A 12,639-nucleotide genomic window follows, 5' to 3' on the forward strand; every position below is an offset into this window, starting at 1 on the left:
CGACGGGTCAGCCGCCGCCACCCCCGCCTCCCCCGCCGCCGGCACCACCTCCGCCTCCGCCGCCTCCGCCTGCACCACCGCCACCGGCGCCGCCACCGGCCGCACCGCCGCCGACCCCGCCGACGCCCCGACCGCCGCCGCTCCCCCGGGTGCGGTAGGAACTCACCGCCAACAGCGCGAAGACGGCCGGCCCGACGATGAGCACAATCAGCATCACGCGTTCGCGAAGGGCGTCGGACCCCGCCTCCGAGTCGCCGCTGCCGCCGCCTCCGGCCTCCTGGGGAGCGGGCGCGGGAGCGGGAACGTCCACCGCCCCCGCGCCGAGTCCGAGGTCGATGCTGAAGGCCTGTCCGGGATCGATCCGGCCGCTGGCGAACGACGCGTCGCCGCCCTGCGAGTCGGCTCTCCGGCAGGACGCCGTCGACGAGGGCTCGCCGGCGTAGCAATCGGCGCTGTCGACCGTCCCGGGGGTGTGCACCCGGGCCCGCGCCGACTCCACGGGGATCTCCCATCCGCTGCCGACGATGTCCTGGAACAGCCGGGGACGGCCCTCGGGCCCCTCGGTCAGCAGCGTCTCGTAGGTGTAGGTGAACACGAACGTCTTCTCGCCCGTCAGTTCGATGTCGCGGTCCGAACCGATCCGGGCCACGTCCGCGCCGTCGCCGCTTTCGGTCTCGACGGGACCGACGCCCGCGGCGTCGGCGACCACCAGGTCCGTGAGCCCGAAGGACCGCTCCTGGCCGTCGATCGCGCCGCTGTGGGGCACCCACCGCTCCACCGGGCCGCCCGCCCCCTCTCCCAGGCGGTACGTCAGCTCCTCGCGCACCCGGACCGCGCCGTCTTCGGCTACGGTCACGTCCGCGGCGAAGTCGGTGATCGCCCGCTCGGTCTCCGCCGTGTCTCCGGTGCCGGCCGCCGCCGGCGGTACCGTCCACATCCCGGCCAGCGCGGCCGCCGCCAGACTCGCGGCCGCCGCGCGGACGGCGCTTGGCGTCCCCGCCGGCCCTCCGGTTCGCGTTCCCGTCGTCGTCGACTCCATACCGGATCCGACTCACCGACCGGGCCTCCGGTTCCACAGCCGCCCTGTGCGGCCGGATCCGGACGCCGACGGGCTCAGGGCTCCCGCGGCACCGCTCCCGGGGCGCGGGCGGCCCGGTCCGCTTCGTCACCGGGTGCGTTCCCCGGCTCGTCCCCGCCCGTATCGGCGCGCCGCCCGGCCGCGCCGCCGATGATGGCGTCCAGGGCGGCGACGTGGCCGTGGAACGCCGTGTCGCCCTCCTCGGTGATGTCCACCCGGGTGCGGCGCCGGCCGCGGCCGAGGTTCTCCTTGCGCACGGTCAGATAACCGGCCGCTTCCAGAGCGCCCAGGTGCTTGGAGAGGACGGAGTCGCTGACGCCCAGCTCGTCGCGGATGAACCGGAACTCGATCGCCGCGCCCGCAGCGGCCATCGCCATGATCGACAGCCGCGTGGAGGCGTGGATGAGCTCGTCGAACCGCGGCGCCGCCACTACCGGGCTCCCGGGGAGGATCGGCGCGGCCCGAAGGAGACCCACCACATCCACTGGGCGAAGAACCACGTGACGACCGCCGCCGGGAGGCCCGCCGCGAAGGGCGCCAGCCACTCGGCCAGGTGGTCGTCCAGAATCGAATCGGCCAGGAGGAACACGGCGAGGATCCCCACGAGCCAGGCCGCGGTCACCGCCAAGCGCAGGGGCGTCCACATCGGGCGCCGAGCGCCCACCGGGCTGCGCCCCGCCCGCACGATGGCCAGCACCCCCGACACGACCAGCGCGGCGAAACCGCCGCCGGCCACCAGCAGGGACCCGGCGGCCCCCAGCTCGATGCTGGCCATGACCAGGTACATGCCCAGTACGTACAGCGCCGTCATCCACCACACCGGCCGGTAGCGGCCGAGCTCCCGGCCGACCGCCTCCTGTCTGCGCCGCACGCCGTCGCGTGCGGCGCGCGCCTCCTGCTCCTGTTCCATCACGTGCCTCCCCGAGCGAACCCTCCCACTTTCCACGTTAGAAAGTAGCACGACTTTCCATGACGGAAAACAGGTTGGGGCAGGTCCCCGCGTTCGGCGGCCGCGAGGCCGGCCGGAGCAGCGCAGCGGCGCGCCGCGCGAAAACCCCGCACGGGCGGGCGCAGCCGTGCCACGCGGATGAACAGCCGATGCGCGCAGGCCGCAGTGGCCGCGCCGGAGAGGCGGGCGCGCCGCCGGACGGACGGGATCCGGCGGCGCGCCTTTTCATCCTGCCCGCTACGCCCAGCCAGGGCAGGACGGCCTTGCAGCGGTAACGCTAGACGAGTCCGCCGCGTGCCGCCCCGGGCTGGCCGCCTCCGGCCAGCACATGCGATCAGGCCTCTTCGGCCACCGCATCGCGGTACTCGGTTCCCGGAAGATGGGCGAATTCGCCGCGCCGGAACTCGGTGTGCTCGTGCAGCGCCTGCCGCCAGGACTCCTCGGTGGCCCGCTCCCAGCGGCGCACCCGGGAGTTGGCCATCGCCAGCAGCGGAACGTAAGGGGCGGGGTCCTCAGGTCCGATTCCCAGCGCGTCGGCGAGCTCGTCGCCGTGGATCAGCCGGGTCAAGGCGTCCAGCAGCCGCCGGACGGAGTCGCCCTGCAGCGGCAGGACCTGGCCCAGCGGGCCGCCGGCCAGCGCATCCAACAGCGCGTGCACCAGTGCGCTCGCGGTCTCGTCGGGGCGGTCGTTGGCGGTCTCCACCAGCGCCAGCAGCCGGTCCGCCGACGCGTGGTCGACCACGTCGGCGTAGAAGCGCGGGTCCACGCCCAGCAGCGCGGCGACGGTGCGCCAGTACCGGTGGAGTTCGCGCTCCTCGTCCTCGCCGAGCACGATGCCGACCTTCTCCAGCGCCCGGAACGGCACGATGGTGAAGTCCAGCCAGGTGCGGACGGCGTCGACCTGGTTGATGGGCACACCCCAGCGGTCGGCGTCCCAGCCGCGCCGCTGCGTGGCGGCGCGCACGCGCGCGTGCAGCAGGCGGACCTGGACGGTGTCGGTGTAGCCGGGGGCGCCGCGCAGCAGGCCGCCCGGCAGGATGGCGTTGGTGCGCCACAGCGCGGTTTCGGCGAGCCGGCGGCCGGCGGACTCGGTGAGCTTTCCGGTGCCGACGAGCACCCGCGCGATGCCGGGGGCGCTGTAGGTGTGCACCAGCGACCCCAGCGCGAGGGCGATGCGGCTCCAGAAGGGGTCGACGGCGATGCCGGCGACGTCGCCGCGCTCCAGCAGGTCGGGGTCGGCGGCGGCGACCGCTTCTTCGGACTCGCGCAGCAGCTCGGCGATCCCGGCCGGGACGTCGGGCACCGACCCGCGCCCGTCGCTCAGGCCGGCCGCGAGGGTGCGGCGCGCGGCGGCGCCGCCCGCGTCGAGGTCGGCGAAGGCGGCGTCGGCGACCGGGTCGCCGGTGTTCAGCCCTTCGGTCAGCAGCGCGAGCCGGGATTCGCCGTGCTCGTGGGCGATCCGCTCCGGCTCGCGGAGGCGCTGCGGGGCGGTCGGGGCTGATTCGTCGGACATTCGGACCCTTCTTGACGTGCGGGTATGAACGGATCGGCACGGCCCCGGCTGCGGGACCGCCCTGCGGGTCGGGGTTCGCGCCCGTGCCCGGGGCGCCGAGCGGGGCCGCGCGGGAACCCTATCCACCGCGCCGGCCCGTGCCCGCTGCGGCCTCGGCCGAGCGTTCGGGCCGCCTCTGGTACGGCAGCCGCAATACGAAACACCCAAGAAGGATATTATGCACTTGTCGACAGGCTACCGCGGAACCGTCGTCCCGATAGCCCAAAAAAGACCGAACCAAAGCACGAACGACACGATTATCCACACGAACCCGAAACGAAAGAGGCGCTCTACTCCACCCGGCCCGTTTCTCTTCATCGCACGGCGGTGTGTGCGCGCATACCGGTTGATCTCGTCCGCTGCGCGACGATGGTAGCGATCACCGAACAGACTTCCCAGCACACTCCCCGACATCCCGATGCAACCGTAGACTTCACCGCCCGCGCTTCGAACCTCCAATGGCCCGTTCCCCGAAGCGGAAGCAACCAGATCCGCTGGAATTCGATAACGAAAGACGATCCCGTCGACCTCGACGAACCCCGAACGCAATCGCATGCGAGAAAGAAACGCACCTTTAAGCATAACCCAAGCGGCGACCGAAAAGAGTGCCGACACCGCTAGCGCAACATTGAAGAATTTTGTCGTTGAAAATTCATTGGAATCGAAGGAGAAACCGAAAACCAAAAACGCCAGAAAACCGAAACAGAAGACTGAGAAAATAGTCCCTGGAATATTCCGGTAGCTCTTCCCTTCGAGGGATCCAGACATCATCCTTCTTTCTCGTGGCGTTCGGCGAGGACCGGCAGTGGAAGTAACGGCGGTGACCGGACACGGCCGTACCGATCGACCACCGGGGCGCGGGCGCGGGTGCTTCCGAATCCGCAGGCCGAACGGATCAAGAATGCGGAATCACGCACGTCGGCACCGGAGCCGAGCAGGGGCGGGTGCCGCGCGCGGGCTCACCGGGCACATCACCGACCGCTCTGCGCCCGGACAGCCCCCGGAACGGCCGTCAATCCGCCTTGCCAGCCGACCCGGCTGATCACGCTGGGCGTTGCGTATCAACCGCACCGCAGTCTGGCCGGGCGCGCTCTCCCCGCATGTTCCTCTGCGCCCCGGATCAAGCGGAGCCGCGGCTCCGGCGTCCGGGCGACACGCGCTTGCGCAACCGGCGGAGCTTGCGGACGCCGCGGTTGCCGAGCTCGCGGACCAACCGCCCGGACGTCACGTTGGGCAGCCGTTCCGGATCGCGCTTCCTCGCCTTCTCCGCGACCGCGGCCGCTCCCTCCTCTGCCGCGACGGCCTTCCGGGCGGCGGACTCCGCTTTCTTCTTCGCGGCGATCTCGCTGTCCCTGCCTGCGGCGACGGCGCCGAACACGGCGTGGGCCGCGGCTTCAGAAGGGACGGCCGCGTCGCCGGGCGGCGTACCCACCCGGTCCTTCGGGAGTTCGCTGAGCACCGCGAGGTCGCCCATGATCCGCAGCCCGAGGCCGGAGATGGCCGACGCCGATTCACTGCCCGACTTCGCGGCGCGCGCCATGGCCCACTCGGGTGTGCGGATGACGGATTCCTCCCGCGAGGGCCGGTATTCGACCTTCATGCGCCGAACCGCGCCGCGGCGGATGTATCGCCCGTACAGCAGCCGATCCCAGTCGTCTTGCCCCCGGAACTCCTCGTTGAACCGCCGGAAAAGCTCGGCCTCGCCGTAGGACAGCGAGCGGTTCTCCTGGGTGTCGTCGGGTGCCAGGAAGCCGTCGGGCAGATCCGTGATCTCCTCGAAGCTGCGCAGCAGCATGCCCCGATCGGAGTCGTCCACGGCGATCACCGTCATGTTCTCCGGGCCGACGATCGCGGACCACCTGCTGACCAGGTCCCCGTGGTCGTGGCGCCGCCAGAAGCTGGGGTTGGGCTGTTCGGCGGCCGGCCGGTTGAAAACCGCCTCCAGCCACTCGTCGTAGGGGACCCTCGACCCGTTCTGCACATACTGCTGCCATTGGGCGGCGAGGACCTTGGACAGCGGCCGCAGCGTCACGACGAGATGCACCCGGGATCCGCCGAGGTCGTCGACGATCCGGCGGGCCGACGCGTCGTCGGCCTCGCAGAAGAACTCGCTGCTGATCACCGGACGCAGGTCGTCGTTCGCCTCGACCTCGTCGAGCAGGTTCCGCCAGTGGTCCTTGCCGCCGTGCGCGGACCCGAACATGGGTGGGCGTCCCGTGGCCTGCTGCGCCGCTTTGACCGGCTGGCGGCCCGTGCCGACGTAGAACAGCCCGTGCTCCCGCAGGCGGGGGCGGGCCAGATTGAACGCGCCCTGAATCGCGGTCGTCCCGGTCTTGTGCGGACCGATGTGCAAGAACCGGGTCCCGCTCGGAAGCTCTCCCATACCCGACGGCGTCACGGATTCTCTCCTCTAAGCGTTTTGGGGGATTTCGGATGAAATTAACGGAAACTGAAGACTCCGGCAAATCACCGGCATCCAGGCACGCGCGCCTCCGGGCGCAGCGGTGCCGCCAGCCGCCCGCCCGCCCCGCACCGGCGCAGACACCGTCGCATTCCCCGACGAGCCGCAGCGCGCCGCCGCGCGGGCGCATCCCGCGCCCGCGTGCGGGCAGCGCCTACGGTGGACGCAGCCCGCGCCCCGGCCTTCGCGCACCGGCGACCGGGGCAGACTTCGACCGGGGAGCAGCATGAGCACACCAGCCGACGTCGGCGTCACCGGCCTGGCCGTGATGGGGCGCAACCTCGCCCGTAACCTGGCCCGCAGCGGAAACACCGTCGCCGTCCACAACCGCACTCCCGCCAAGACCCGGGCCCTGGTCGCCGACTTCGGCGACGAGGGCGCCTTCGTGCCCGCCGAGTCGCCGCAGGAACTGGTGGCCTCGCTGAAGCGGCCGCGGCGCCTGATCACCATGGTCAAAGCGGGCGAGGCGACCGACGCCGTCATCGCCGAGGTCGCCCCCCTGCTGGAGGAAGGCGACATCATCGTCGACGGCGGCAACGCCCACTTCGCCGACACCCGCCGCCGCGAGCGCCAACTGCGCGAGCGCGGCATCCGCTTCGTCGGTGCGGGCATCTCCGGCGGCGAGGAAGGGGCGCTGCACGGCCCCAGCATCATGCCCGGCGGCTCGGCCGAGGCCTACGCCGCGCTGGCGCCGACACTGGAGGGGATCGCCGCCGAGGCCGCCGACGGCTCCCCCTGCACCGCCCACGTGGGCACCGACGGCGCCGGCCACTTCGTGAAGATGGTGCACAACGGCATCGAGTACGCCGACATGCAGCTCATCGGCGAGGCCTTCCACCTGCTGCGCGACGTGGCCGGCTACACGCCCGCACAGATCGCCGACGTGTTCGCCGCCTGGAACCGGGGGCGGCTGGACTCCTACCTGATGGAGATCTCCGCGGAGGTGCTGACGCACACCGACGCCGAGACCGGCGCACCGTTCGTGGACGTGGTGGCCGACCGCGCCGAGCAGAAGGGCACCGGCCGCTGGACGGTGCAGACGGCTCTGGAACTGGGCGTACCGGTCCCGGGCATCGCCGAAGCCGTGTTCGCCCGCTCCCTCTCCGGCCACGGCGAGCTGCGCGCCGCCTCGGCGGGCCTGCCCGGCCCGCACGCCGAGGCGCTGGACGGCGACGCCGCGAAACGCTTCGCCGACCAGGTCGAGCAGGCGCTCTACGCCTCCAAGCTGGCCTCCTACGCCCAGGGGTGGCACATGCTGACCGCCGGCGCCCGCGAGTACGGGTGGGACCTCGACCTGGGCGCGATCGCCGCCATCTGGCGGGGCGGCTGCATCATCCGGGCGGCGTTCCTGGACCGCGTCCGCGCCGCCTACGCGGCCGACCCGGGCCTGACCACGCTCCTGGCCGACGCGGGGTTCGCGCAGGAGCTGGGCCGGGCCCAGGGCGACTGGCGGTCCGCGGTGGCCACGGCCACCCACCACGGGGTCCCCGTACCGGGGTTCGCTGCGGCGCTGTCGTACTACGACACCCTGCGCGCGGGACGGCTCCCGGCCGCCCTCACCCAGGCTCAGCGGGACTTCTTCGGAGCCCACACCTACCGCCGCTCCGACCGCGAAGGCGTGTTCCACACCCGCTGGGGCGCCGACCGCGGCGAGGAGCGCGCCGACTGAGCGCCATCCCGCGCAGGCGGCCGGGGCCGAGGGCGCCTCGTCCGCGCCCTACGTGCCGCGCCGCATCCGCCGCGTGCCCAGCACCAGCCCCGCCGCGGCCACCGCGGCCGCGGCCAGGGCGCCGTGCAGCACCGCCGACGCGGCCGTGGCCGGCGCAGTATGCCGGGCGATCGCGACTACGCGGCCGCGAAGGCCCGATTGGTGCCCCGGGGTCCGCACCGGGCGCGAGGTTTTTACCGGCACAGTGCCGGAGAACGGTTGAAACCCCGCGCTCGTTTTCAGCGAACCCGACACAGCGGACACGACGGGCACACCCGCCCGGTGTCCGGGCACAGCCCCGGCCTCGGCCCCGGGCGGGCACTCGCTGAACCGGGCCGACGTCGCCCGATGCGGCAGTGGCTCTGCCCGAGCGCGTCATCGACCCCGCTCACACCGCACAGTGCGGCTGTAGTACCGGGGCGTGTCAGGGCTTGCGCCCCACGGCGCAGAACGCGTCGACCTCAGGTGGTTCGGCGCCGTCGGGCCGGGCGTCGGGGCGCCAGCGCGAGGTCGAGACGATGCCGGGCTCCAGGATCTCCAGTCCGGTGAAGAACCGGGAGATCAGTTCCGGGCTGCGCAGGGTGATCGCGGGGGTGGCGCTCTCGTTCCACTGGCGCACCGCCGCGTCGGAGACGTCGCCGTGCACGACGTTGGTGTCGTGGGCCAGCACCAGGTAGCTGCCGGAGGGCAGCGCTTCGACCAGGCGGCCCACGACCGCGTAGGGGTCGTCGGAGTCGGGGATGTGCTCGACGACTCCCAGCATGGTGAGTGCGACCGGCCGGCTCAGGTCCAGGGTGCGGGCGGCGGCGTGCAGGACGGCGTCGCCGTCGCGCATGTCGGCGTGGACGTAGTCGGTGGCGCCCTCGGGGCTGCCCACCAGCAGGGAGCGGGCGTGGGCGTGGATCAGCGGGTCGTTGTCGACGTAGACGATGCGCGATTCGGGTGCTGCCGCCTGTGCCACTTCGTGGGTGTTGTCGGCGGTGGGCAGGCCGCTGCCGACGTCGAGGAACTGGCGGATGCCGGCGTCGCGCGCCAGTCGGGTGACGGCGCGGCCGAGGAAAGCGCGGTCGGCGCGGGCGAGTTCGACGACCGTCGGCAGGAACTCGCGGATGCGGTCGCCGAGCTCGCGGTCGGCGGCGAAATTGTCAGTGCCGCCGAGCCAGTAGTTCCACACGCGGCCGGTGTGGGCGACCGTGGTGTCGACGTCGGGTATCAGGCCGGCACCGGGGGAAGCGGCGCTGTCGGGCCGTGGGCGGGTGTGATCGTCGCCTGGACTGTTCATCGCAATACCCCTGGGGAGGGTGGAGGGTCGCACGTACGCGGCGGTGCGTGGCGGTCGAGGGGGCACCACCGCCGTGTCCATTTCTAGCAGCAACGCACGCGCGCGGGCGGCGCCTTGCAAACCTCACCAGTGCAATTGCTCCTGGCCGTGCGTCCGGCCCCGCCGCTCCCGCGAGTGGGAAGCGGCGGGGCCGGTACTCGGGCGCGGCCGGTGCGCCGCTCAGCCCAGTTCGGGGATCCGCGGCCGGTACCGCTCCAGCAGTCCGGCGTTGGCCTCGTCGCCGCCGGACATGTTGGAGGAGCGCCACAGCGGCAGATCGCGGCCGCTCGCCGCGGCCCGCGCGTCCAACTCGGCCAGCAGCAGGTTCCACAGGAAGGTGTTGGCCAGGCTGGACATCGCACCGGTGTGCGGGGTGCCGGGCGGGTAGGCGACGTCACCGGGGCGCACGCAGGTGTCGAGGACGTGGTCGGCTTCCTCGCTGAGGGTGCTGCCGGCGCGCGGGGGTGCGGCGGCGTTGCACTCGCGGGAAGTGACGGCGACGACGGGGATGCGACGGTCGGCGGCCTCGCGCGCCATTTCGACCGGGTAGAAGTTGACACCCGACGTGGAGAAGACGAACAGCACGTCGCCGGGGTCGGGCTTGGCTCGGTCCAGCACGTCGGCGGCCAGCCCCGGCGTGCGCTCGGCGGCGGTGCTGGAGGAGGCGCCGTTGACCAGCTGCAGCCGGGAATCGTGCAGCGGTTTGACGGTGGCCAGCCCGCCGGCGCGGTGGAAGGCCTCGGTCACGGCGTTGAACGAGTGGCCGGCGCCCGCGGCGAGGACGACCCCGCCGCCCGCGACCACCCGCTCCATCAGCACGTCGGCGACCTCGGCCAGCGCTGCGGTGTTGCGCTCCTGGACCTGCGCGAGCTGTTCGCGCATCAGCTCACCGAAGTCCGCTTCCTGGGTCATGGAATCCTTTCACTGGGTGTGGTGGCGCGCCCCTCGCGGGATGCGCGGCCGGACGCGGCGCACCGCCGGCGCGGTTCCGGCGGCGGCCGGCACCATCGGCGGTACGGTCCGGTCTATACCAGCTTCGCCCGTCGGCGATCCCCGCGTCAACGCAACGCGGGAAAGCCCCCTGGGGAATGTCGAGAAGGGCCGGCGGGGAGCCCCGCGTGCTCCGGCCGCCCGCTGCACCGAAGGAGCCACCGGGCCGATGTCACACCAGCGCCCGCCGTCCCGTCGGAACGGTGTGGACAGCGAAACCGACGCCGCCGAATTCCGCGCACTGCGGCCGCGCCTGCTCTCGGTCGCCTACTCGCTGCTGGGCAGCATGGAGGAGGCCGAGGACACGGTCCAGGAAGCCTGGCTGCGGCTGGACCGGACCCGGAGCCGCGGCGAGCACGACGAGATCCGCGACACCGCCGCCTGGCTGGTGACCACCGTCTCCCGGCTGGCCCTGGACACCCTGCGTTCGGCACGCCGGCGCAGGGAGGAGTACGTCGGCGAGTGGCTGCCCGAGCCCGTGGTGGGGCACCCGCTTGCGGTCGGCGGTCCCGCGGCCGCCGGCCACGGGGGCGGCGACCCGGCCGACCGCGTCACTCTGGACGAGTCCATGAGTATGGCGATGCTGGTCGTTCTGGAGTCGCTCTCGCCAGCCGAGCGCACCTCCTTCGTCCTGCACGACGTGTTCGGCCTGGCCTTCGACGAGGTGGGCCGGGCCGTGGGGCGCACTCCGGCGGCCTGCCGCCAGCTCGCCGCACGCGCCCGCAAGCACGTCCAGGCGCAGGCGCCGCGGTTCGACGTCGACGACGGCGAGCACCGCAGGATCGTCGACGCGTTCCGGGCGGCCGTGCAGGGCGGCGACCTCGACGGCCTGGTCGCGCTGCTGGACCCCGACGTCGTGCTGCGGTCCGACGGCGGCGGGATCGTGCGCAGCGCGCGCCGGCCCATCCGGGGGTCCCGGAAGGTGGCGCGGTTCCTGCTGGGGGCCGCGTCCCGGTTCGGCGCGCACCGGGCGCTGCGCCCGGCCGAGGTCAACGGGCGTCCGGGACTCGTCGGCATCTGCGGCGGACGCACCGAACAGGTCGTCGCCTTCGCGGTCTCCGGCGGCCGGATCGGCCGAATCCACGCCGTGATGAACCCGCAGAAGCTGAAATGGGCGGGCGGGGGCGCCGAAGCGGACCGCGCAGGCGCCGCCGGCCCCTCCGCACCCCGGGTGCCGACCGATCGCACCTTCGCGAACACACCGATCCCGAGCGACAACACCCCTCAAGACACAGAGGAGAATCCATGACCGCACGCATGAACGCCTTCGAGCAGGCACCCGCCGCCTACGAGGCCATGAGGGGCCTGGAGCGGTTCCTGGCGCAGAGCCCGCTTCCGCACTCCACCCTCGAACTGGTCAAGCTGCGCGTGAGCCAGATCAACGGCTGCGCCTTCTGCGTGGACATGCACAGCAAGGACGCGCAGAAGGCGGGCGAAAGCGACGAGCGCCTGTTCGCGGTGGCGGTCTGGCGCGAGTCGCCGCTGTTCACCGGTGCCGAGCGGGCGGCGCTGGCCCTGGCCGAGGACGCCACCCGCCTGGCCGATCCCGGAGAGTCCGTGCCCGACGCCGTGTGGCAGGAGGCGGCGCGCCACTACGACGAGCCGGCGCTGGCCGCTCTGGTCGTGGCCGTGGCGACCATCAACGCCTGGAACCGCATCGCCGTGGCGACCCGCATGGTCCCGGGCTCGCACACCCCGGCCTGACGGGCCCCGGCCGCGGTCCCCGCACGGGGCGGGGCCGCGGCCGCTCCCGGGGAACACCCCCGGTCCGAATCCGGCCACCGCGGTCTGCCGACTGTGCGGAACGCGCCGGACCGGCAGGGCGTTGTCCTACACGAAGGCGGCCCGCCGCGGCTCGGCCCGGCGACCGCCGCCCGTCGTCCACCGGAACGGACCCGGACATGACCCGAAACGAACGGCCCGACCACCGACCCGCCGGCTCCGATCCCGTCCTCGATGCGACGCGCACCCACTGGAACGGTCAGGCCCCCTCCTACGACCGGGCCATGGACCGCGTGGAGCGCCTGTTCGTCGGCGACGGCCGCTCCTGGGTGTGCCGGCGGGCCCGCGGGCGGACCCTGGAGGTCGCCATCGGCACCGGCCGCAACCTCGGCCTCTACGGCGACGACGTGGAGCTGACCGGGATCGACCTGAGCCCGGACATGCTCGACGTCGCCCGGCGGCGCGCCCGCGGCATGGAGAACGTGGCCGCGCTGCGCGAAGCCGACGCCGAGCACCTGCCCTTCCCCGACGCCCACTTCGATGCGGTCGTGGCCACGCTCTCCCTGTGCTCGGTGCCCGACGTCGGCACGTCGGTCGCCGAAATGCGCCGGGTCCTGCGGCCGGGCGGGCGCCTGCTGCTGCTCGACCACGTGCGCCCGACCGCGGCACCGCTACGCTGGATCCTGCACGGCCTGCAGTGGATCACCGACCGCACCCAGCCCGACAGCGGCGAGCACTACCTGCGCCGCCCGCTGGAGCAGGTGCGCGAGCAGGGCTTCACCGTCGAGGCCGGCGAACGCTTCAAGGGCGGTGCCGTCGAACGCGTGAGCGCCCGGAAACCCGAGTAGGCCGCCGCTG

Annotated in this window: 12 protein-coding genes; 4 read left to right on the top strand and 8 right to left on the bottom strand. The window is 72.9% G+C overall.

The window, feature by feature from the left end; genetic code table 11:
- Positions 1-7: 7 nt before the first annotated feature.
- From HNR25_RS03990 to HNR25_RS04015, 6 genes are all read right to left on the bottom strand, one after another.
- Complete coding sequence (locus tag HNR25_RS03990) at positions 8-1,039, bottom strand: DUF2207 domain-containing protein (RefSeq protein WP_184633372.1); 1,032 nt, start codon at positions 1,037-1,039, stop codon at positions 8-10.
- A gap of 74 nt (positions 1,040-1,113) precedes the next feature.
- A complete protein-coding gene (locus HNR25_RS26745) occupies positions 1,114-1,509 on the bottom strand; it encodes a transcriptional regulator (RefSeq protein ID WP_184633373.1) in 396 nt (131 codons plus the stop codon).
- Positions 1,509-1,988: a hypothetical protein gene (locus tag HNR25_RS04000; RefSeq protein WP_184633374.1), complete on the bottom strand. Its 480-nt coding sequence runs from the start codon at positions 1,986-1,988 to the stop codon at positions 1,509-1,511. The genes HNR25_RS26745 and HNR25_RS04000 overlap by 1 nt, the downstream gene beginning before the upstream one ends.
- Before the next feature lie 373 nt (positions 1,989-2,361).
- Positions 2,362-3,540 carry an oxygenase MpaB family protein gene (locus HNR25_RS04005; protein ID WP_184633375.1) on the bottom strand — a complete coding sequence of 393 codons (1,179 nt, stop codon included), beginning with the start codon at positions 3,538-3,540 and terminating at the stop codon, positions 2,362-2,364.
- Positions 3,541-3,774: 234 nt separating this feature from the next.
- Positions 3,775-4,350 (bottom strand): hypothetical protein, encoded by a 576-nt coding sequence (locus HNR25_RS04010; protein ID WP_184633376.1) that lies wholly within the window; start codon positions 4,348-4,350, stop codon positions 3,775-3,777.
- 349 nt (positions 4,351-4,699) lie between these two features.
- Complete coding sequence (locus HNR25_RS04015) at positions 4,700-5,977, bottom strand: hypothetical protein (protein ID WP_184633377.1); 1,278 nt, start codon at positions 5,975-5,977, stop codon at positions 4,700-4,702.
- A 289-nt stretch (positions 5,978-6,266) separates the two neighbouring features.
- Here HNR25_RS04015 and gnd point away from each other — a divergent pair, with 289 nt between their 5' ends.
- Positions 6,267-7,709, top strand: coding sequence for an NADP-dependent phosphogluconate dehydrogenase (gnd, locus tag HNR25_RS04020; protein WP_184633378.1), 1,443 nt, complete (start codon positions 6,267-6,269; stop codon positions 7,707-7,709).
- A 463-nt stretch (positions 7,710-8,172) separates the two neighbouring features.
- Here gnd and HNR25_RS04025 read toward each other — a convergent pair whose 3' ends face one another.
- Together HNR25_RS04025 and HNR25_RS04030 are read right to left on the bottom strand one after the other, a co-directional pair.
- Positions 8,173-9,030, bottom strand: a complete 858-nt coding sequence (locus tag HNR25_RS04025) for an SAM-dependent methyltransferase (protein ID WP_184633379.1) — start codon at positions 9,028-9,030, stop codon at positions 8,173-8,175.
- Between the two features lie 219 nt (positions 9,031-9,249).
- Positions 9,250-9,981: a sugar isomerase domain-containing protein gene (locus tag HNR25_RS04030; protein ID WP_184633380.1), complete on the bottom strand. Its 732-nt coding sequence runs from the start codon at positions 9,979-9,981 to the stop codon at positions 9,250-9,252.
- Positions 9,982-10,228: 247 nt separating this feature from the next.
- Between HNR25_RS04030 and sigJ the strand changes: the two genes are divergently transcribed.
- The 3 genes from sigJ (at position 10,229) to HNR25_RS04045 (ending at position 12,629) form a co-directional block, all read left to right on the top strand.
- A complete protein-coding gene (gene sigJ, locus HNR25_RS04035) occupies positions 10,229-11,308 on the top strand; it encodes an RNA polymerase sigma factor SigJ (RefSeq protein WP_184633381.1) in 1,080 nt (359 codons plus the stop codon).
- Entirely contained in the window at positions 11,305-11,763 is a 459-nt protein-coding gene (locus HNR25_RS04040) for a carboxymuconolactone decarboxylase family protein (protein WP_184633382.1), read from the top strand. Before sigJ ends, HNR25_RS04040 begins: the two co-directional genes overlap by 4 nt.
- A gap of 197 nt (positions 11,764-11,960) precedes the next feature.
- Positions 11,961-12,629 (top strand): class I SAM-dependent methyltransferase, encoded by a 669-nt coding sequence (locus tag HNR25_RS04045; protein WP_184633383.1) that lies wholly within the window; start codon positions 11,961-11,963, stop codon positions 12,627-12,629.
- Positions 12,630-12,639 lie beyond the last annotated feature (10 nt).

It is taken from the genome of Streptomonospora salina (genome assembly GCF_014204715.1).
Classification (GTDB): Bacteria; Actinomycetota; Actinomycetes; order Streptosporangiales; family Streptosporangiaceae; genus Streptomonospora; species Streptomonospora salina.